The organism is Chryseobacterium indologenes (assembly GCF_002025665.1).
In the GTDB taxonomy this organism is placed as follows: Bacteria; Bacteroidota; Bacteroidia; order Flavobacteriales; family Weeksellaceae; genus Chryseobacterium; species Chryseobacterium metallicongregator.
In genome coordinates, this window is the sequence record NZ_CP018786.1 from 4,231,444 (window position 1) to 4,251,841 (window position 20,398).

The following is a 20,398-nucleotide window of genomic DNA, read 5'->3' on the forward strand; positions in this document are numbered from 1 at the left end:
TTCTCACAGATTTCACAGATGACGCAGATGTTTGGGAAAACAACTTTTATCCAAATTTTGCTGAAAATCCCCGATTTTCTCGCGCCTTAAAACGGCATATTATTCAAAACCTTTGCGCCTTGTGTTTTCCAATAAAAAATTAATTCAGAATCAATTCATGTCCAGTCTCCGGAAAATCATTATTTTAGCTTAAAAATTACAATTTGCGATGAAAATAGCTATTCTTGGAGCCGGAAATATGGGGCTTTCTTTTTCAAAATCATTCCTGAAATACGAACTGATTAAACCTGAAAATCTTCATCTTATTATCAGAAATAAGGAAAAAACTGCCAAAATAGCTGAGGAATTTCCCAAATCTAAAATTTCCACTTTTGAAGAAGTAAAAGATATCGATGCCGATCTGATCATTATCGCTGTAAAACCTCAGGATTTTCATGCAGTAGCCCAAAATATTCAATTTACGCTCAAAGAAAACCAGATGGTTTTATCCATCATGGCGGGAATAAATATTGAAAAAATCCAGAAATTACTGAATCACCCACTTGTTGTAAGAGCAATGCCCAACTCTCCTACCCTTCTGGGAATGGGAATAACAGGCTATACTGCAGCCAATGGAATTTCTTTCAGCCAGTTAATCAATATTGAAAGACTATTGAACAGTACAGGAAGATCGGTTTATCTGGAGGATGAGGAACTCCTGGATGGGGTCACTGCCCTTTCAGGAAGTGGACCTGCTTATTTCTATTATATCATCGATGCTATGATTAAAGCAGGTATTGAAATGGGAATTGAAGAAAATCTTTCCAAACTTTTTGTAAAACAGACTATGCTGGGTGCTTATCATCTGATCAATAATTCAGAAAAGAATCTTGAAGAACTGATCAAAGATGTTGCATCCAAAGGTGGAACTACTGAAGCTGCTTTAAAAACGTTTGAAGAAAACAGTTTTAAAGAAATTCTAAAACAAGGAATTCTGAACGCCGAAAAGCGTGCAAAAGAACTTAATAGTTAAATCTTTTTTCAATCAATCCGCAAATCTTCCATCCCAGATATACCCCAAAAGTATTCAGGATGATATCGTCTACCTCAAATATTCCCATCCTCGTAAAATATTGAAGTGCTTCTACAATAACGATGCATGAGATAAAACCAAATAATAATGGCTTCAGTTTTCTCAGTTCGGGAATAATCCAACCCAAAAAGCCAAAAGGAATAAACATCATGATATTACCCAAAACAATCATCACAATATCTATCTTCTTATTAGGCCCCTGAATAAATTTTATAGTAGAAAAAAAAGGTTCTACCGTAATGAGATTTTCCTCATATTGAAATCTGCCCATTCCTAAAAACATCAGATAGAGCAAAAACAGAGTATACGGAACAATAATGATTTTATAAATTTTCTTTAACATCGAACTGCTAATATATTCATTTCAAAAACATTAAATTTGTGTATTAAAATAATTTAATGAAATACGTTCTACTTACACTTATTTCAGCAATGCTGCTGTCGGTTTCATGGCCAACTTATGGGGTTCCGTTTTTTATATTTTTCGCTCTTGTTCCTCTTCTGATGATGGAGCATGGAATTTCAAAATTTTCAGATTATAAAAGGAAAAGCTGGATGGTCTTCGGATTGTCTTACCTATGTTTTATCATTTGGAATGTTGTGACTACAGGATGGCTGTATGGTTCCAAGAACCCTGACGGAAGCCACTCTCTCATGGCTGTTTTATTTCCGGTACTTGTCAATTCTCTTTTATATTCTTTGGTATTCCAATGTTATCACTGGTACAAAAATGCTCAGGGAACCTATTGGGGATTAGGATTTTTAATTGCTATCTGGATGAGTTTTGAAAAATTTCATTTGGGATGGGAACTTACCTGGCCTTGGCTGAACCTGGGGAATGTATTCTCAGACTACCCAAAACTAATCCAATGGTATGACACTTTAGGAGCTACCGGAGGAAGCTTCTGGATTCTCCTGATTAATGTTCTGATCTTTTACACAGTAAGAACATGGGAAGCCGGAAGAAAGAGAAAGGATTTGATTAAAAACTCGGCTATTATTGGAGCATTAATTGCCTTGCCAATGATTATTTCAGTAATCAAATACAATAATTTTGATGAAAAACCAATCGGACAGGTTAATGTTCTGATGCTGCAGCCGGATCTTGACCCTTATGCTGAAAAATATTCGAAAGACAGCCTGACCATAGAACAGGATTTATTAGCACTTGCTGAAAAAAACTCAACCGGTAAAATTGATTATTATATTGCTCCTGAAACAGCTCTGCCGGGAAGAGGATCTATTTCCGAAACAGCTTTTGAAAAGAGTTTACTTCTTAATAATATCAAAGGATTTTTATCAAATCATCCCGGATCTGTTTTTGCAACAGGAATTTCTTCACATCGATTTTTTTATAATCCTGCCGCTTTGCCTAAGGAAGCTTACCAGATCAACAGTGGTGTTTGGGTAAGCAGTTATAATACAGCCATTCAATTGGTTCCTAATCAAAAAGTTCAGGCTTACCACAAAGGAAAATTAGTACCAGGTGTTGAAATATTTCCTTATATGAATGTTTTAAAACCATTGCTTGGAGACGCTATGCTGAATCTGGGAGGAACAGTAGCTTCTTTAGGAACAGATAAAGAAAGAGTTGCCTTTTCAAACCTTTACAACAAAGGAAAGCTAGCCCCTATCATTTGCTATGAAAGTATTTATGGTGAATTTGTAACAGACTATGTAAAAAAAGGAGCTAACTTCTTAGGTATTATGACCAACGACTCCTGGTGGGGCGTTACGGAAGGACACAAACAACTTTTATCTTACGCTAAACTAAGAGCTATTGAAACCAGAAGAGAAATTGCACGTGCTGCCAACAGTGGGATTTCAGCGCATATCAATGCTAAAGGAGAGATCACCGCTGATACTTTCTATGGTGACCAAACCGCTTTATTTGCGAAAGTAAATCTATATGATAGCATGACCTTTTATACAAGAGCAGGTGACCTTCTTTCAAGGTTTTCCATATTTGCACTAGGGTTTTTATTATTTTATTACCTGATTGAATGGTTCAAAAAGAAAACAAAGAAAGCGTAGTCTTTAAACACGAATTGCGCAAATCTTTCCACAAATAACACAAGATCTGCACGATCAGCGAGAAAATAGAATACTCGAAGATCCTTGTTCGATAAAAAAGAGAAAAGCCAGCTGGACGTCTGGCTTTTCTCATTGATAGAAGATAGAATTGATTCAATTACTTAATCGTAAGCTTCTTTGTGGTTATTTCGTTTTTTATCTTCAGTTTTAATAAATATATTCCTTTAGGTAAATGAGAAACATCAATTGACTGGTCCCCATTTACCTTAATATTCAGTTTTCTTCCATCCATCGAATACATTTCAGCTTCTGAAACTTTTTCGCCTTTGATATACACTTTATCTGATACCGGATTAGGATAGATAACAAACTGCTTTTCAGATTTGATGTCCGCTGTTCCCAGCACACTTTGAGTAGAAGCATCAGAATACACTTTTGAAGCATCAATAGATTTTACGCTCCAGTATACATTCTGAATGGACGGATCAAGCTCAAGAAACCATGATGGTGTTGTTACTACATATTTTGCAATATCATGAGCTCCCTGTGTAGATCCTACGGTAATTTCATAACGTAAGGCATTCACCGGAGTTTTATCATCCGATGCCCCACTCCATGTAAAATTAAAACGATTTCCGTTTTTAGTCAGATTCAATTGAGTAGGTGCTGCAGGTTTTGCATTGGCTGCTGTGGAATTATTTTTAAATACTTTAGTCAGTGAAGGAAGATCAGAAGCAGCCCAATCGAATCCACCCAATAAGATATCCAGATGATGATCATTATTAAAATCAAAAAGCTGTACCAGTCCCGGACCTCCAAGAGCAGTAATACCAGTTACAGTTCCTTCATTGAATTTATGATTAGAAACATCATAGATATAGGTTTTCACAACAGCGTTGTAATCTTCATTTCCTGAAATAATAAAGTCGTAATAGCCGTCGTTATTTAAATCCCCTATACTCAATGCTACATCTGAAATATCGTTTACGGCAATCGCCTGAGGAGTCAATGTCCCCGTACCATCATTCATGAGAACAGCAAAATAGGGATCATCATTGCCATCTCTTCCAATCACCACAATATCCTGAAAACCATCTGCATTAAAATCTGCATAATCTATTTTCCCCACCGCTACAGGCGCAAGATCCTGTGTAGGAGTCAGAACTCCAGCCTGGTTCATGTATACTTTGGATACTGCATCTCCATTGATATCTGATCCGATAATCACAAGATCCAGCAGGTTATCATTATTAAGGTCTACTACTTTAAAACTTCCGCTCTGAGTTCCATCTACCCAATTTCCCGTAAGATCAAAACCAGTACCCGTATTTTTATAATAATCCAAACTATTTCCAAAACCTCCTCCGTGAGCATACTGAGTTCCATTAATTGCATAATCAGATTTCCCATCATGGTTAAAGTCAAAAACTTCCAGAGATCCGTAAATTTTACCTGGCAATTCTGCTTCTTTTACAAATCCTGAACCTGTATTTTTAAACCTGTATTGTTTATAATTAACAACATCCCAATAGCTGAGTCCTGTAGAAACAATATCCACCAGACCATCATTATTATAATCAATGAATTTAATATCTCCAAGATGGGTCACATCTGCTCCCAATCCAACAAACGGCAATAAAGTTGTCCCATTATTCTGATATACTTCATTATAGGTACTGTCTACATTTCCGTCACCATCAGAATCAATCGCTCCGTTAAGCACAATATCAAGGGTACCATTGTTATCTATATCTGCAATATCAGCTGCAGAATAATAAAAATTATTCATGCTGGTCTGCACCTCAGTAAAGTTCTGAGCCATCAGACTGACAGGTATCATAGACAATAAAATATAAATCCTCTTCATAGTTGTTTTTATTTAGATTAATTAAAAACAAAGATAGAATATTAAATTCTGAGAGTAAAAAAAAGCATGTATGAAATATATCAGCACCCTTTATCTGCTGTATCCCAAGGATTCTACTATTTTAAAAATTCAATATTATTAATCAGTTACTTATTTGCAAATATTTTCCAAAAGATTTGTCTATCTAAAAAATTCTTCGTTATTTTGCACTCTCAAATATTATACAAATAAGAACATCGAGATATGTCAAGAATTTGCCAAATAACAGGAAAGCGTGCAATGGTTGGTAACAACGTTTCTCACGCTAATAACAAAACGAAGCGTCGTTTTGAAATTAACTTATTAGAGAAGAAGTTTTACCTTCCGGAGCAAGATAAGCACGTTACACTGAAAGTATCAGCTCATGGATTGAGAGTGATTAACAAGATTGGAATCGAGGAAGCTATTGAAAGAGCTACTAGAAACGGATTGATTAAAAAGAATTAATAAATCATGGCAAAAAAAGGAAATAGAGTTCAAGTAATCCTTGAATGTACAGAGCACAAAGAAAGTGGTATGCCAGGAATGTCTAGATACATTTCTACAAAAAATAAAAAGAACACTACAGAGAGATTAGAGCTTAAAAAGTATAATCCAGTTCTTAAAAGATCTACCCTTCACAAAGAAATTAAGTAATTTATAAATAATAACTTACCATGGCAAAGAAAGTAGTAGCAACCCTACAAAGCGGTCAGTCTAAGAAGATGACTAAAGTGGTGAAAATGGTTAAGTCTTCTAAATCAGGAGCTTACGTTTTCGAAGAAAAAGTAATGAATGCTGACGAAGTAGATGGTTATTTAAAGAAATAATCAGTATTTTGTTTACAATATAAAAAACTACTCATATTTTGTGAGTAGTTTTTTTGTTATTTTTATGCTTAAAAAACATACAAATGAAATCGTTGTTTACGCTGCTTTTAGGCACCCTTATTTTCTGTCTTATTTCGGCTCAAAGTCTTAAAACAAATACGAATACAGGGGTCGTCTTAACAGTCCTTGGAAATGTACAGGATGCAGGTTCACCACAGGCAGGCTGTAAGAAAAGCTGTTGTGCTGATCTTTGGAAACATCCCAGACAAGATCGGAAAATTATATCAATGGGAATCATTGATTACGATCTGCAAAAAAATTATATTTTCGATAGCAGCCCTGATTTCACTTCACAACTTCAATTGTTACAGGAAAAATCCGGCACATTAGAAAAAACAGCTCCGGATGGAATTTTTATTACACATGCCCACATCGGTCATTATACAGGTTTGATGTTTTTGGGAAGAGAAGGTATGAATTCTAAAAATGTTCCAGTGTATACTATGCCGATACTTAAGAAATATTTTGAGAATAACGGACCCTGGTCACAATTGGTTCATTTAAAAAATATTGAGATCCGGGAAATGAAGAATGAAGTGTCGTTACAAATAAATCCTCACCTTCAAGTCACTCCCATTTTAGTGCCCCATCGTGATGAATACTCCGAAACAGTAGGATACTTAATTCAAGGTCCTCATAAGAAGGCTTTATTTATACCCGATATTGATAAATGGAATACCTGGAAGCACAGCATTACAGATTTCATCAAAAAGGTTGATTATGCATTTTTAGACGCAACGTTTTATGACGCTGAGGAAGTAGGTTTCAGAGATATCTCAGAAATTCCCCATCCATTTGTAACGGAAAGTATGGAGCTTTTTAAAAACCTCCCGGTTCAGGAAAAAAAGAAAATCTACTTTATTCACTTCAATCACACCAACAAACTTTTAATTCCGGATAGCCAACAGAGTAAAACGGTTCTGGCCAATGGATTTAATATTGCAAGGCTTGGAGATACCGTAGAACTATAATTTTAAATAAGAAAAAGATACGCAATACAACGGGCTTAACGTGGTGAGATAGTCTATATTTTATAGATAATGTAAAAAAAACACTCATTTTTTGGGTAGTTTTTTTGCTATCTTTGCTCACCAGATTATTAATCAGCAAAATATGAAAAAGATTCTTGTTCTGTTATGTACAGCAACTTTTCTATTTTCATTCAGTCAAAAAACAATGAATCCTGTAGAATATAAAAGTTCGCCAAAAGTTTTCAACATTAAAGGATTATCACAATCAGTAAGTATTGATTGTGGAAATTCTAAAATGATTTTGTTATCCGGACAGGTTTCTCTGGACTCTGAAGGTAATCTTGTGGGAAATACCATTGAAGAGCAAACGCAGCAGGTTTTCAAGAATATTGATAATATCCTGAAAGAATATGGAGGTACAGGAAAAGATATTATTAAACTGGTAATTTATACCACAGACATCAAAAAAACACCTGATTTCAGAAAAGTAAGGGATTTGTATGTCAGTCTTCAAAATCCTCCCGTAAGCAGCCTCGTAGAAGTGAGCAAGCTTTTCAGAGATGATGTGCTTATAGAAGTAGAAGCCACAGCAGTGATTAAAAATAAATAAGAATAAACTAAAACTATGAGTTGGTTTAAAAATATTTTCAAAAAAGAAGAAAAAGAAACTTTAGACAAAGGATTGGAAAAATCCAGTCAGGGATTCTTTGAAAAAATGACGAAAGCCGTAGTCGGCAAAAGTAAAGTAGATGATGAGGTACTTGATGATCTTGAAGAAGTACTGATTGCTTCCGATGTAGGAGCCTCTACCACTATCAAAATCATTGAAAGAATTGAAGAACGTGTTGCCAGAGATAAATATGTAGGAGTAAATGAACTTGACAAAATTCTTCGTGATGAGATTTCAGGATTATTGCTTGAAAATCCTCATGCCGGTACAGGAAATATCGATACTTCTAAAAAACCATACGTCATCATGGTCGTAGGAGTGAATGGAGTGGGCAAAACAACAACCATCGGAAAACTGGCTCACCAGTTCAAATCGGAAGGTAAAAAAGTAGTTCTTGGAGCTGCAGATACCTTTAGAGCTGCTGCTGTTGACCAGCTTGTTATCTGGAGCGAAAGAGTGGGCGTTCCTATTGTAAAACAGGAAATGGGCTCTGATCCTGCTTCCGTAGCATTTGACACTGTACAAAGCGCGGTTGCACAGAATGCGGATGTTGTCATCATTGATACCGCAGGGAGACTTCACAATAAGATCAACCTGATGAATGAATTGTCCAAGATCAAAAGAGTGATGCAGAAAGTAATTCCTGATGCACCTCATGAGATTCTATTGGTACTTGACGGTTCTACAGGACAGAATGCTTTCGAACAGGCAAAACAGTTTACAGCAGCAACAGAAGTAAATGCTTTAGCAGTAACAAAACTGGACGGAACAGCCAAAGGAGGTGTTGTTATTGGTATCTCCGATCAGTTCCAAATTCCGGTGAAGTATATTGGTGTAGGCGAAAAAATGCAGGATTTACAACTTTTTAATGGTACGGAATTTGTAGACTCATTCTTCAAGAAAAGATGATTTATATCATGTTTTCCCTTATATTAGCAAACAAATCATTTTTAAATATTAACAATAAAAAAATTTGCAACTATGGGAATTATAACATGGATCCTATTTGGTCTTATCGCAGGTGCTATCGCTAAAATGATCATGCCGGGAACTCAGGGAGGAGGATGGCTTATCACTATTATCCTTGGAATTCTTGGAGCATTTGTAGGAGGAGCTATAGGAGTTTACGTTTTACACTGGGGAGATGTCACTTCATTCTGGAATCCTAGAAGCTGGATTCTCTCAATTGGAGGCGCTTTAATCATTCTCTGGATTTACGGAATGGCAACAAAGAAAAGCTGATATTAAAGCTGATAAAAAATAAAATCCCGGATCTGAAATTTCAGGTCCGGGATTTTTGTATACAATATAAAATTTAGTTAGTCATTAATTCTAATCTGATAAGGCATTTCCATTTTCACCTCAGACTGTAGTTTCTTGTCTGTAATCTGCTGCAAAATCTCATAGTTGGATTTACCAATCTTGTTTTTGATAATTCTGGCAGAAACGTCCTCTTCATTCAGGTCTTTAAAGATTTGCTCAAACGGAGTCATTCTCTTAGGGAAAGCTTCTACATGATAAGACTTTAATCCAGCTTTCTGAGCGGCAAACTTCACAGCATCTGTTAAAGTACCCAATTCGTCTACCAATCCTATTTCTTTTGCACGAACTCCGCTCCATACTCTACCACCTCCTACATTGTCAATCTGCTCAAAAGTTTTCTTTCTGTTCTGAGTCACAAAATGAACAAATCTCTTATAAGTACCTTCTACACTTCTCGTCATCATATTCACTCCATAAGGGGTTACTCCGTTTAATCCGGAATAATACATAGAGTTGGCATTGGTAGAAACAATATCTGCACGAATTCCGTTTTTAGCTGCAATATCTTTGTAGTAAGGCATCACCCCGAATACTCCGATAGAACCGGTAAGTGTGTTAGGCTCTGAATAAATTTTATCTGCAGCCATTGCTACATAATATCCTCCTGATGCCGCATAGTCTCCAAAAGAAACTATCAGTGGTTTTTTCTTTTTCAGCTGCTGTAGTTCAAATAAGATTTCATCTGAAGCATTAGCACTTCCTCCCGGAGAGTTGATTCTGAAAACAACCGCTTTCACTTTATCATCCTCCTGAAGTTTTTTAATATACTTCACATATTTCTCAGAATGAATATCATTATATTCATCTCCATTATTAATAGATCCTGAAGCATAAAGTACTGCGATCTTTTCACCAGATTTATCTTCATCTGCATAAGAGTTGATATAACTTGTCAAAGAAATCTTATTCAGTTTATCTTCATTTTTCACACTTAACTTCGCCTTAAGAAGATCTTCGTATTCTGATTTCTGGATCAACTTATCGGCTAGTTTATATTTTAGGCTTTGCTCAGGAATCATTCCATACAAACTGTCTGTGATCATTCTGAACTGAGCAGTATCAATTTTTCTTGAAGCTGCCATTTTATTGGAAGTATTTTTCCAAAGGTCATTCAAAAGCGTACTTAACTGTTCTTTATTTTCAGGAGAAATATCATTTCTTAAAAAAGGTTCTACTGCAGACTTGAATTTACCGTGACGGATTACTTCAATTCCAATCCCGTACTTATCTGCAAAATCCTTGAAGAAAGTAACTTCTGTAGAAAGACCTTTTAACTCTACCATTCCTGCAGGATGCAGATAATATTTATCAGCAACAGATCCTAAATAATAAGCAGACTGGGATACTCCATTTCCGTATGCATACACAAACTTTCCACTTTTCTTGAAATCTTCAATAGCGTTTCTAAGATCATCAATCTGAGTAAGTCCTGCAGATAAATAATCAGTTTCTATACTGATCCCTTTAATATTATCATCCGTTTTTGCTTTATTGATAGCTTCCAATGCATCATATATAAGGATACTTTTATTTTGAGCTCCTAAACCAAATAATCCCATCTCTTCTTCAGTAGGACTATCGATTATATTTGTCTTTAAATTAATCGTAAGAACGGAGTTCTTTTTTACCGCCACCGACTTATCATTCCCCATCGCACTGAACACAAGCATCATAATGAAAAAGATGAAAAATAGAGCGCAAAGTATGATAATTGCTACTATATTTGCCAAAACATTTTTAAAGAAACTTCTCATAAATCAATCAATTTTCTAATATGTCGCAGCATAAGGTCGTTTTGTTACTAGGAAGTAACTTAGGAGAGCAAAAAAAAAATGTAGAGCTTGCATTAAAAATGATAAATGAAGCTGGAAATCACATTTCACAAACCAGCGAATTTTTAATGTCTGACCCTGTAGAGTTTGTCAGTTCCAATATTTTTTGTAATATTGCAGCAATAATATTCACTCATCTTTCACCAATCCAACTGCTTGATTGTATTAAGAATATAGAAGTTGAGATGGGAAGAATTAATGATTCAAAAGTATCCGGAGGTTATACTGATAGGATTATAGACATTGATATCATTAAGTATAATGAGTTAAATTTTAAATCAGAAAGGTTAGAAGTCCCTCATAAAAAACATCTTTTTGAAAGGGATTTTTCCAGAATATTATTGAAAGATTTTATTTAAAACATAAAACATATTGTATGAAATTAGGTTTATTATTATTGGCTACGTCATTGCCAATTGCAGCTTTCGCACAGAACAGCGGCACTACAGTAAACTCTTCCACAGAGTACCCTAATACATTCTCCTCAGGTTCCGCTAATGTACAAACTTTCGACAACAAATCCAGACGTTTCAGAGACTGGTCTATTTCTGTTGGAGGAGGTCCTGCATTTATGGTACACTCCGATTTAAAATCTATCCGCAAGGATAAGACCAATTGGGGGTATAATGCTTACGTAAGCGTAGACAAACAAATCACACATGCATTCGGGCTAAGCCTAATGTATATGAGAGGGGAAACGAAACAGACAGCCCAGCTTCCCGGTGCTGCAGGTGTAAAATCAGGAATAGCGACTGCTACAACACAATTTGACAACATCTCTTTATTAGGAGATATCAACTTCTCGAACTTATTCAGAAGAGTAGACAACCACTCTCCATACAGATGGGCTTTCCATGGATATATGGGAATTGGAGTTCAGGGATTCAGAACATCACTACATGATAACGATGAATTCAGATGGAGTAATACTCCAAGAAGAACGCCTTTGTTCATAAAACAAGACATTGATATCAACTCTATCTTCTATCAGGGAGGTTTAGGAATAAAATATAATGTTTCTAAACTTATTGATGTTGAGGCAAGAACCATGTATATCATCAGTGGTGATGATGAATTTGATGGTGGCGGATGGGCAGATCCTAATGATTATGATCCTTCCACTCCAGGTTCAAAATATAATATGCTAAACGCTAGAAGATCAGATAATGCATGGACGGTAAGTTTAGGTGTATCCTTCAAATTAGGAAAACACGAATCTCACCTGGCATGGCATGATCCTCTTCAGGAAGCTTACTACAGAACCAGCATTCTTGAAAATGCAAGTACTGACCTTGTTGTTTGCGAAAAAGGAGATGCAGATAATGACGGAGTATGTGATGACTGGGACAGACAGCTTGATACTCCTGCAGGTGCAAGAGTAGATGGTGCCGGAGTTGCTTTGGATATGGATCTGGATGGTGTTATTGACCTTTACGACAAGTGCGTAACTGTACCAGGACCTGTTGAAAATAACGGTTGTCCAATTAAATAATTAAACAAACTTAAACTTCTTTTTCAATAAAAGAAATCAAATAATAATACACGATGAAATTAAGTTTAGCAATTGTTGCATTAGCTTTGGCAATTCCCTCTGCTACTTATGCACAAGACTCAACTGCAGATTCAAATGGAAAATATCCTAATCCATTTTCTTCAGGATCTGCCAATGTTACCCCATTTACCAACCAGTCTAAAAGATTTAATGATTGGTCTATTTCTGTAGGAGCAGGTGTTCCACTTCTTCAGTCAGCAGATTTGACCTCGATTAAAAATGGTAACGGTAAAAACCTTTTTGGATATTCGGCGTATGTAAGTATTGATAAAGCGATTACCCATGCTTTTGGGATCAATTTACAATATGACAGAGGTGAAACCAGACAAGGATGGTTCAATACTAAAAATGCAGCACCAGATGCATCTGCAGTAGGAGCAAGAACTCAGTATGACGCAATCTCCATCTTAGGAGATATTAATTTTTCTAACTTATTAAGAAGAGTTGACAACCATTCCCCTTACAGATGGGCACTTCATGGATATGCAGGTATTGGTACTATTGCCTACAGAGCATACCAGAAAGACGGAAGTAACAAACAGACATTAATGACTGAAATCAAACCTTTCCAATTAGGTTCTCTGTTCTTCCAGGCTGGTACAGGTGTGAAGTTCAAAGTAAACAGAAGAATCGATATTGAAGGTAGATTAATGTATGTGGTAACAGGTGATGATGAATTTGACGGAGGCGGTGATGCTTACAGCGCAATAAACAAGCGCTCTGAGCAGGTTTCTGACAACTTCTTCAATGCCACTTTAGGTCTTTCTTTCAAATTAGGAAAACACGAATCTCACTTAATGTGGCATGACCCACTTCAGGAAATCTATTACAAACTGGATGTACTGGCTAATAAAAACCAGGATATCGAAGTATGTAAAAAAGGAGATGCTGATAACGACGGGGTATGTGACGATTGGGACAGACAGCTTGATACTCCTGCGGGAGCAAGAGTGGACGGTGCCGGAGTTGCACTTGATACAGACCTAGACGGGGTAATTGACCTTTACGATAAGTGTGTTACAGTTCCTGGACCTGTTGAAAACAACGGATGTCCTATCGTTAAAGATCATAAAGAAACCGCTGTAGAAGTAGAAAAAACCCTTAAGGATATTTATTTCAACTTTAATAAAGCTACCATCAGACCTGAATCTAACGAAAAATTGGATCTGGCAGCTTCAATTATTAAAGAAAACGGAGGTAATTATTTGTTAACCGGGCATACAGATATCAAAGGAAATGCAGCCTACAACCTTAGATTGTCTAAAGAAAGAGCAGCTGCTGTAGTAGGAGCTCTTGAAAACAGAGGCATTAATGAAAATGTACTAAAATCAAGAGGAGTTGGTTCTGCTGAAGCAACAATCCCTGCATCAGCTTCAGATGCTGAAAGAATGGCAGACAGAAAAGTTACTGTAAGATTTATAGAAAGTTCAGAATGGGATTCTATCAAAAAGAAAGACTATGAAGATGCTCCTGTAAAAAAAGCAGTAAAAAAAGTTCCTGCTAAGAAAAAGAAGAAATAAATTTCAAATACTTCTTAAACCGAAAAGAATTACTCTTTTCGGTTTATTTTTTTTCTACTACGAATTTTTTTACATACCTTTATCATTATTTTCAGGACAACTGTGTGAAACACGTTAGTAATCAGCAAGTTTGTTTTGAAAAAAATTAACACATAATCACTTTTTAGCGTAAAAAAATCATTTAAAATAACTTAACTTAAAAAAATAACACTATGAAATTAAGTTTAGCAATTGTTGCATTAGCTTTGGCAATTCCTTCTGCCACTTATGCACAAGACTCAACGGCAGTTTCAAAAGGAGAGTATCCTAATACATTTTCTTCGGGATCTGCTAATGTTTCCCCATTCACCAATCAGTCTAAAAGATTTAACGATTGGTCTATTTCTGCTGGTGTAGGTGTTCCACTTCTTCAGTCAGCAGATTTAACTTCAATCAAAAATGGTAACGGTAAAAACCTTTTTGGGTATTCAGCCTATGTAAGTATTGATAAAGCGATTACCCATGCTTTTGGGATCAATTTACAATATGACAGAGGTGAAACCAGACAAGGATGGTTCAACACTAAAAATGCAGCACCAGATGCATCTGCAGTAGGAGCAAGAACTCAGTATGACGCAATCTCTATCTTAGGAGATATTAATTTTTCTAACTTATTAAGAAGAGTTGACAACCATTCCCCTTACAGATGGGCACTTCATGGATATGCAGGTATTGGTACTATTGCCTACAGAGCATACCAGAAAGACGGAAGTAACAAACAGACATTAATGACTGAAATCAAACCTTTCCAATTAGGTTCTCTGTTCTTCCAGGCTGGTACAGGTCTTAAATTCAAAGTAAACAGAAGAATCGATATTGAAGGTAGATTAATGTATGTGGTAACAGGTGATGATGAATTTGACGGAGGCGGTGATGCTTACAGCGCGATTAATAAGCGTTCTGAGCAGGTTTCTGACAACTTCTTCAATGCTACCCTAGGTCTTTCTGTAAAACTTGGAAAACACGAATCTCACTTAATGTGGCATGACCCACTTCAGGAAATCTATTACAAACTGGATGTACTGGCTAATAAAAACCAGGATATCGAAGTATGTAAAAAAGGAGATGCTGATAACGACGGGGTATGTGACGATTGGGACAGACAGCTTGATACTCCTGCGGGAGCAAGAGTGGACGGTGCCGGAGTTGCGCTTGATACTGACTTAGACGGGGTAATTGACCTTTACGATAAGTGTGTTACAGTTCCAGGACCTGTTGAAAACAACGGATGTCCTGTAGCTACAACAGGTCCTGTGGTAGAAACAGAAACTAAGTTGGAGGGAATTGAGTTTGATTTAAATTCCGACAGAATTTTACCATCAAATACGCCAATCTTAAATAATGCTGTAAACTACATCAATTCTTCAACTGGTTCTTATAATGTAATCGGAGCTACTGATACAAGAGGTACTGATGCTTACAACCAAAAACTATCAGAAAGAAGAGCAAACAACGTTAAGAACTATCTGATCAAAAACGGTGTTCAAACAGGCAAACTACAGGCAGTAGGAAAAGGTGAAAAAGACCTTAAATACCCTGAATGTGAACCAGCAACGAAGTGCCCTGAATGGAAAAACAGAGCCAATAGAAGAGTATACTTCGAAGCTAAATAATAAATATATTGATATATCATATGAAAGTCACGCCCTGCGTGACTTTTTTTGTCTAATTCTTTCCTTATTTTTACAACATGATTTCTCCGCAGGATTTTCAAAAGCTAAAATACGATACTCTTAAGTATTTCTGGGGTTATACTGACTTCAGAGATTCTCAGGAAGAAATTATCAATGCTGTCATCAACGAAAAAGACACCCTGGTTCTGCTACCCACAGGAGCAGGAAAATCTTTATGCTATCAACTCCCCGCCTTATTGAAAGAAGGAACATGCCTTGTTGTGTCTCCTTTGCTGGCACTGATGAAAGATCAGGTTAATCAGCTTAAATCGCGTGGGATAGAAGCAGAATATCTGTCCTCCGAGCTGGATGAATATGATGCAGAAGCAGTTTATGACCGTTGTAAAGAAGGACTTACTAAACTACTCTATGTTTCTCCTGAAAGACTTACCAATAGTCAGTTTATTCAAAACATGGAGGAAATTCAACTATCCTTCATTGCTGTGGATGAAGCTCACTGTATTTCAGAATGGGGTCAGGATTTCAGACCCAGTTATCAGAATATAAAAGGATTCAGAAGTAATAATCCTGAAATCCCTTGTCTTGCTTTGACTGCAACAGCGACTCCAAAAGTGCTTGAAGAAATCAAAAATAAGCTTGAGCTGAAAAATCCTTTTGTTTTTCAAAAGAGTTTTAAAAGAGAGAATATCAAAATTTTCACCGATGAAGTATCTGATAAATTCCAACGTGTTTTTGATATTTTAAAATACAGCAATGACTCCGGAATTGTATATGTAAGAACAAGAAAAGAAGCAGAATTGCTGGCAGAATTCCTGAAAAAGAATCAACTGAAAAATGTAGATTATTTTCATGCCGGCCTGACAACCAAAGAAAAAAATGCAAGACAGCATCTTTGGAACAATAGCGACAACCATGTTCTTATTTCTACCAATGCCTTTGGAATGGGTATCGATAAAGACAATGTCCGTTTTGTGATTCACTATTCCCCGGCTGCCTCTCTGGAAAACTATTATCAGGAGATCGGAAGAGCGGGAAGAGATGGAAAAGACAGTTTTGCCTTCATGCTTTGGAACAAACAGGAACTTTTGAATTTTGATCAGGTTCTAAAAAATCAGACTCCCAATAAAGCCGAGTTTTTGAAGATCATTAGCTACCTCTACTCTATTTTTCAGGTAGCAGAATTTGAACTTCCGGAAAAAACTTTTCAACTGAATAGTCTGAGTATACAGAATTTCACAAAACTGTCGAAAGCAAAAATCAACAATGTACTCAATTTTCTGCACAATCAGGAAATTGTCTACTACAACGATTACAAAAGTCTGTCTTCACTTGAACTTTTTATCAAAGCTGATGAGATGGACCAGCTGCCCCAAAAAGATGCCTATTTTATAGAGCTTCTTTTCCGTAATATTTCAGGAATTACCACCCACAAAGTAATGTTCAGTGAACAACAGGTAAGCAACAAAATCAATATCAGTGTTCCTTTGATCAAAGAACGGTTGAAAGAACTTCAACAAAAAAATTATCTTGAATACATCGATGGAGCACTAGCCAGCATTAAATTCCTGAAACCCCGTGATGAAAGAGCCGTGAATAGCGCTTACTGGAAATTATTCGAACATATTCAGAGAAACAAAATTCAGAAATGGGAAGAGATGAAGTTTTACGCAGAAAATAATGACTACTGTAAAATGAAACTAATTCTTGCCTATTTTGGTGAAAAAAATACAAAAAACTGTGGCCAGTGTTCTGTCTGTGAAAAAAATAAGCAGTCTATCTTTGGTAAGAATATTTCTCAGCAAATCATTAGTTTATTGGCAAAAAAATCGGCTACCATTGAAGAACTGTCTATCCAGCTCAGCTATCATTCAAAAGAAAATATCCTGGAAAATCTGATCTTCCTTTTGGATTCAGGAAAAGTAAGAATGCTGAACTTCAGAACATATGCGCTTAATCATGAGTAATAAGTAATGAGTAATCATTAATGATAAACATTATGATCTCAACCTGCCTAAATCAGCTAAAACTCTCCTACCCTCGAACTTCAATATCTTCCGACTCTCAGATCAAAAACTTATCTTTGCAGTATGAAATCATTGAAAGTCGTTTTTTTAGGGACTCCTGAGTTTGCAAAAACTTCTTTGGAGGCAATCCATCAATCTCACCATCAGGTGGTAGGTGTAGTAACTGTGGCCGATAAAGCAAGCGGGCGAGGACAGAAAATTCACCAGTCACCGGTAAAAATCTACGCAGAAGAAAACAACATTCCTGTTTTCCAGCCGGAAAAGTTGAGAAACCCTGAATTTCTGGAAGAACTTAGAAAACTGGATGCGGATGTTTTTGTAGTGGTAGCATTCAGAATGATGCCTAAAGTGCTTTTTGAAATGCCTAAAATGGGAACCTTCAATCTTCACGCTTCATTACTTCCTGATTACAGAGGTGCTGCACCTATCAATTATGCTGTAATCAATGGAGAAGAAAAATCCGGAGCAACCACTTTCTTTATTAATGAAAAAATTGATGAAGGTAATATTCTTCTTCAGCAGGAAATTGAAATTTTACCTGATGAAAATGCAGGAAGCCTTCACGACAGACTGATGGAGATGGGTTCAGGACTTGTTGTAAAAACGTTAGACGGCCTTGCTGAAAATGCAATTGAAGAAAAACCTCAACCCCACGTAGAACATCCTAAAAATGCTTACAAAATTTTCAAGGAAGATACGAAAATCAATTGGGAGCAGCCTTCAAAAAACATTCATCAGTTTATTCTGGGAATGTCACCTTATCCTGCAGCTTTCACCACTTTAAAGATTGACAACGAGGAAAAAGGATTAAAAATATTCGGGGGCAAATTTGAACTTTCTGATCACGGAAAACCAGCGGGAAGTCTTGATATTTCTAAAAATGAATTTAAAATCTATACCCAGGACGGAATTTACTATCCTTTGGAACTTCAATTGGAAGGTAAAAAAAGAATGATGGTAAAAGATTTTCTGAATGGCTTCCGAAATTTTGATGGAATCACATTAATCTAAAGATTTATATCTTATCAAATATAAAGTCCCAAAAGTTGGTCTGTAGATACTTTTGGGACTTTTTCAATTTTTAACCATCAGCTTTTACTGACAATTTTCTTCCGTATTCTGCTTATAAACTCCGGGGTTACTCCCAGATAAGCTGCAATCTGAATATTGGTAAGACGATGCGCTGTTTTTGGGTAATCCCTTAAAAATTCTACGTACCTTTCATCTGAAGGTTTGCTTAAATTATCAATAATTCTACGCTGTAATGCAATAATTGACTGCTGAAATTTAAGCCTCATCAATCTTTCAATTTCCGGCATTTCAGCATACAGTTTTTCTTTATCTTTTTTCGGAATAAGAAGAATCTCACTATCCTCCAGCGCCTGAATATTGAGCTTTGAAGGAATATGGTTGATAAAGCTATCAATATCGGAGATCCACCAGTTTTCAATTCCAAAATACAATATCTGTTCGGCTGCATTATGATGGGTATGAAAAACTTTAAAGCAGCCACTCACCACAAATCCTTCAAATTCACAAATCTCTCCTTCATTTAAAAGGAATTCTTTTTTCTTTATTTTCTGAAGATTAAAGGCATTGCAGTATTTTTCCAGCTTTTCGTCTGAAATATCAATATATCCCCGAATATGTTTTTTTAAGGACTCAGTCATGGTTTAAAAATAAAAAAAGGTTTAGAAAAATCCTAAACCTTATAATTTTGTATTGCAAACAGTCATTTATTGTGAAAACAATTCACTATTGACCATTCATTTTTTATAGTTGTACCATCTCTGTCACCTCTACATCATATCCTCCAACCTGAGGTTTGATATTAGGGTTTTGAGTGATTACTTTGAACTTGTTGATTCCTAAATTCTTTAAGATCTGCGTTCCAATTCCATAATCTCTGTAATTGTACGCTAATGTAGGATGCTGCTCCTGCCCGTCCTGATAGTTCAGAAACTGCTGAAGTTTTCTTAATGTATTTTCAGAGTTAGAAACGTTGTTGATGAAAATGATGGCTCCTTTACCAGCTTCATTCACCATACCGGTTACTTTTTCCAACAATGGTTTTTCGCCGTTATTCAGTCTTGTCAATACATCGAAATAAGAATCTGAAGACTGTACTCTTACCAAAACAGGCTCATCTACTGTCCAAGCTCCCTTTGTCAATGCAAAGTGGATCTGGTCGTTAGAAGTTTCTCTGAAAGCATAAAAATCAAAATCACCATAGTGCGTTTTCACTTTTTTCTCTTCAAGTCTTTCTACCAGATTTCCTTTTTTAAGCTGATAGTGAATCAGATCTTCGATAGAAACGATCTTCATATCATGCTTTTGAGCAAAAGCATGAAGTTCAGGAAGACGAGACATTGTTCCGTCTTCATTCATGATCTCACAGATTACTCCTCCTTCTTTCAATCCTGCTAAATGCGTAAGATCAATTGCAGCTTCAGTATGTCCGGCTCTTTTCAATACACCACCTTTTCTTGCACGAAGCGGGAAAATGTGACCAGGTCTCATAAAGTCTGTAGGCTTGGATTTCTCATCCATCAGGGCTAAAATAGTTTTTGCTCTGTCACCCGCAGAAATTCCGGTAGATGTTCCGTTACCCAAAAGGTCAACTGATACGGTGAAAGCAGTTTCTTTAGGATCGCTGCTTCTGCTTACCATTACCTCAAGGCCAAGCTCATCACATCTTTTTTCAGGAAGCGGCATACAGATCAGTCCTCTTCCGTGAAGCGCCATAAAATTGATAATTTCCGGCGTTGTCAGTTCTGCTGCACAAAGAAAATCACCTTCATTCTCTCTGTCTTCATCATCTACTACTATGATTATTTTACCATTTTTAAGGTCTTCAATAGCCTCTGGAATAGTATTTAATTTAATATCGGACATGTTTACTTTTTATTTGTGCAAAGATACTCATAAAAATAAGCATCTGCCAATTAATTA

General features: G+C 36.3%; 20 protein-coding genes. 15 read left to right on the top strand and 5 right to left on the bottom strand.

The genetic code is table 11. The annotated features are described in order from the left end of the window. Positions 1-208: 208 nt before the first annotated feature. Positions 209-1,012: a pyrroline-5-carboxylate reductase gene (proC, locus tag BUE84_RS19110; RefSeq protein ID WP_079243072.1), complete on the top strand. Its 804-nt coding sequence runs from the start codon at positions 209-211 to the stop codon at positions 1,010-1,012. Here proC and BUE84_RS19115 read toward each other — a convergent pair. Next, entirely contained in the window at positions 1,002-1,415 is a 414-nt protein-coding gene (locus tag BUE84_RS19115) for a VanZ family protein (RefSeq protein ID WP_079243073.1), read from the bottom strand. The two genes, proC and BUE84_RS19115, sit on opposite strands and share 11 nt — an antisense overlap. 56 nt (positions 1,416-1,471) lie before the next feature. On the opposite strand from BUE84_RS19115, the gene lnt reads away from it, so the two are divergent. Continuing rightward, the gene (lnt, locus tag BUE84_RS19120; protein WP_079243074.1) at positions 1,472-3,106 is read left to right on the top strand and encodes an apolipoprotein N-acyltransferase; all 1,635 of its coding nucleotides are present in this window, start codon (positions 1,472-1,474) and stop codon (positions 3,104-3,106) included. A 157-nt stretch (positions 3,107-3,263) separates the two neighbouring features. Here the strand turns inward: lnt and BUE84_RS19125 are convergent, their stop codons facing one another. Then, positions 3,264-4,973 carry a T9SS type A sorting domain-containing protein gene (locus tag BUE84_RS19125; RefSeq protein ID WP_238594293.1) on the bottom strand — a complete coding sequence of 570 codons (1,710 nt, stop codon included), beginning with the start codon at positions 4,971-4,973 and terminating at the stop codon, positions 3,264-3,266. A 243-nt stretch (positions 4,974-5,216) separates the two neighbouring features. On the opposite strand from BUE84_RS19125, the gene rpmB reads away from it, so the two are divergent. From rpmB to BUE84_RS19160, 7 genes are all read left to right on the top strand, one after another. After that, positions 5,217-5,459: a 50S ribosomal protein L28 gene (rpmB, locus tag BUE84_RS19130; RefSeq protein WP_002976757.1), complete on the top strand. Its 243-nt coding sequence runs from the start codon at positions 5,217-5,219 to the stop codon at positions 5,457-5,459. A gap of 6 nt (positions 5,460-5,465) precedes the next feature. Further along, positions 5,466-5,648, top strand: a complete 183-nt coding sequence (gene rpmG, locus BUE84_RS19135) for a 50S ribosomal protein L33 (RefSeq protein ID WP_027373683.1) — start codon at positions 5,466-5,468, stop codon at positions 5,646-5,648. Positions 5,649-5,668: 20 nt separating this feature from the next. Then, complete coding sequence (locus BUE84_RS19140) at positions 5,669-5,821, top strand: DUF4295 domain-containing protein (protein ID WP_002976755.1); 153 nt, start codon at positions 5,669-5,671, stop codon at positions 5,819-5,821. An 83-nt stretch (positions 5,822-5,904) separates the two neighbouring features. Next, the gene (locus tag BUE84_RS19145) at positions 5,905-6,852 is read left to right on the top strand and encodes an MBL fold metallo-hydrolase (RefSeq protein ID WP_079243075.1); all 948 of its coding nucleotides are present in this window, start codon (positions 5,905-5,907) and stop codon (positions 6,850-6,852) included. Positions 6,853-6,994: 142 nt separating this feature from the next. After that, on the top strand, positions 6,995-7,462 hold the full coding sequence (locus BUE84_RS19150) for a RidA family protein (protein WP_079243076.1): 468 nt from the start codon (positions 6,995-6,997) through the stop codon (positions 7,460-7,462). Between the two features lie 15 nt (positions 7,463-7,477). Continuing rightward, the gene (gene ftsY / locus BUE84_RS19155) at positions 7,478-8,431 is read left to right on the top strand and encodes a signal recognition particle-docking protein FtsY (RefSeq protein WP_034694984.1); all 954 of its coding nucleotides are present in this window, start codon (positions 7,478-7,480) and stop codon (positions 8,429-8,431) included. A 72-nt stretch (positions 8,432-8,503) separates the two neighbouring features. Next, positions 8,504-8,764: a GlsB/YeaQ/YmgE family stress response membrane protein gene (locus BUE84_RS19160; protein WP_034694983.1), complete on the top strand. Its 261-nt coding sequence runs from the start codon at positions 8,504-8,506 to the stop codon at positions 8,762-8,764. A 77-nt stretch (positions 8,765-8,841) separates the two neighbouring features. Here the strand turns inward: BUE84_RS19160 and sppA are convergent, their stop codons facing one another. Further along, the gene (sppA, locus tag BUE84_RS19165) at positions 8,842-10,599 is read right to left on the bottom strand and encodes a signal peptide peptidase SppA (RefSeq protein ID WP_079243077.1); all 1,758 of its coding nucleotides are present in this window, start codon (positions 10,597-10,599) and stop codon (positions 8,842-8,844) included. A 20-nt stretch (positions 10,600-10,619) separates the two neighbouring features. Here sppA and folK point away from each other — a divergent pair, with 20 nt between their 5' ends. From folK to fmt, 6 genes are all read left to right on the top strand, one after another. Next, a complete protein-coding gene (gene folK / locus BUE84_RS19170) occupies positions 10,620-11,036 on the top strand; it encodes a 2-amino-4-hydroxy-6-hydroxymethyldihydropteridine diphosphokinase (RefSeq protein ID WP_079243078.1) in 417 nt (138 codons plus the stop codon). 17 nt (positions 11,037-11,053) lie between these two features. Beyond that, positions 11,054-12,169 (top strand): flagellar motor protein MotB, encoded by a 1,116-nt coding sequence (locus BUE84_RS19175; protein WP_079243079.1) that lies wholly within the window; start codon positions 11,054-11,056, stop codon positions 12,167-12,169. Positions 12,170-12,222: 53 nt separating this feature from the next. Continuing rightward, positions 12,223-13,749 (top strand): OmpA family protein, encoded by a 1,527-nt coding sequence (locus BUE84_RS19180; RefSeq protein WP_079243080.1) that lies wholly within the window; start codon positions 12,223-12,225, stop codon positions 13,747-13,749. 212 nt (positions 13,750-13,961) lie between these two features. Continuing rightward, entirely contained in the window at positions 13,962-15,401 is a 1,440-nt protein-coding gene (locus BUE84_RS19185; RefSeq protein ID WP_079243081.1) for an OmpA family protein, read from the top strand. A gap of 77 nt (positions 15,402-15,478) precedes the next feature. Further along, on the top strand, positions 15,479-17,386 hold the full coding sequence (locus BUE84_RS19190; RefSeq protein WP_079243082.1) for an ATP-dependent DNA helicase RecQ: 1,908 nt from the start codon (positions 15,479-15,481) through the stop codon (positions 17,384-17,386). Positions 17,387-17,509: 123 nt separating this feature from the next. Next, a complete protein-coding gene (gene fmt / locus BUE84_RS19195; RefSeq protein WP_079243083.1) occupies positions 17,510-18,457 on the top strand; it encodes a methionyl-tRNA formyltransferase in 948 nt (315 codons plus the stop codon). Positions 18,458-18,534: 77 nt separating this feature from the next. Here fmt and BUE84_RS19200 read toward each other — a convergent pair whose 3' ends face one another. After that, on the bottom strand, positions 18,535-19,116 hold the full coding sequence (locus BUE84_RS19200) for a Crp/Fnr family transcriptional regulator (protein ID WP_079243084.1): 582 nt from the start codon (positions 19,114-19,116) through the stop codon (positions 18,535-18,537). A gap of 103 nt (positions 19,117-19,219) precedes the next feature. Then, a complete protein-coding gene (ribB, locus tag BUE84_RS19205; RefSeq protein WP_034694964.1) occupies positions 19,220-20,341 on the bottom strand; it encodes a 3,4-dihydroxy-2-butanone-4-phosphate synthase in 1,122 nt (373 codons plus the stop codon). Between the last annotated feature and the right edge of the window lie 57 nt (positions 20,342-20,398).

Bases quoted from the DNA above. Each gene is read 5' to 3' on its own strand.
- proC (WP_079243072.1), top strand. From the start codon at position 209: ATGAAAATAGCTATTCTTGGAGCCGGAAATATGGGGCTTTCTTTTTCA.
- BUE84_RS19115 (WP_079243073.1), bottom strand. From the start codon at position 1,415: ATGTTAAAGAAAATTTATAAAATCATTATTGTTCCGTATACTCTGTTT.
- lnt (WP_079243074.1), top strand. From the start codon at position 1,472: ATGAAATACGTTCTACTTACACTTATTTCAGCAATGCTGCTGTCGGTT.
- BUE84_RS19125 (WP_238594293.1), bottom strand. From the start codon at position 4,973: ATGAAGAGGATTTATATTTTATTGTCTATGATACCTGTCAGTCTGATG.
- rpmB (WP_002976757.1), top strand. From the start codon at position 5,217: ATGTCAAGAATTTGCCAAATAACAGGAAAGCGTGCAATGGTTGGTAAC.
- rpmG (WP_027373683.1), top strand. From the start codon at position 5,466: ATGGCAAAAAAAGGAAATAGAGTTCAAGTAATCCTTGAATGTACAGAG.
- BUE84_RS19140 (WP_002976755.1), top strand. From the start codon at position 5,669: ATGGCAAAGAAAGTAGTAGCAACCCTACAAAGCGGTCAGTCTAAGAAG.
- BUE84_RS19145 (WP_079243075.1), top strand. From the start codon at position 5,905: ATGAAATCGTTGTTTACGCTGCTTTTAGGCACCCTTATTTTCTGTCTT.
- BUE84_RS19150 (WP_079243076.1), top strand. From the start codon at position 6,995: ATGAAAAAGATTCTTGTTCTGTTATGTACAGCAACTTTTCTATTTTCA.
- ftsY (WP_034694984.1), top strand. From the start codon at position 7,478: ATGAGTTGGTTTAAAAATATTTTCAAAAAAGAAGAAAAAGAAACTTTA.
- BUE84_RS19160 (WP_034694983.1), top strand. From the start codon at position 8,504: ATGGGAATTATAACATGGATCCTATTTGGTCTTATCGCAGGTGCTATC.
- sppA (WP_079243077.1), bottom strand. From the start codon at position 10,599: ATGAGAAGTTTCTTTAAAAATGTTTTGGCAAATATAGTAGCAATTATC.
- folK (WP_079243078.1), top strand. From the start codon at position 10,620: ATGTCGCAGCATAAGGTCGTTTTGTTACTAGGAAGTAACTTAGGAGAG.
- BUE84_RS19175 (WP_079243079.1), top strand. From the start codon at position 11,054: ATGAAATTAGGTTTATTATTATTGGCTACGTCATTGCCAATTGCAGCT.
- BUE84_RS19180 (WP_079243080.1), top strand. From the start codon at position 12,223: ATGAAATTAAGTTTAGCAATTGTTGCATTAGCTTTGGCAATTCCCTCT.
- BUE84_RS19185 (WP_079243081.1), top strand. From the start codon at position 13,962: ATGAAATTAAGTTTAGCAATTGTTGCATTAGCTTTGGCAATTCCTTCT.
- BUE84_RS19190 (WP_079243082.1), top strand. From the start codon at position 15,479: ATGATTTCTCCGCAGGATTTTCAAAAGCTAAAATACGATACTCTTAAG.
- fmt (WP_079243083.1), top strand. From the start codon at position 17,510: ATGAAATCATTGAAAGTCGTTTTTTTAGGGACTCCTGAGTTTGCAAAA.
- BUE84_RS19200 (WP_079243084.1), bottom strand. From the start codon at position 19,116: ATGACTGAGTCCTTAAAAAAACATATTCGGGGATATATTGATATTTCA.
- ribB (WP_034694964.1), bottom strand. From the start codon at position 20,341: ATGTCCGATATTAAATTAAATACTATTCCAGAGGCTATTGAAGACCTT.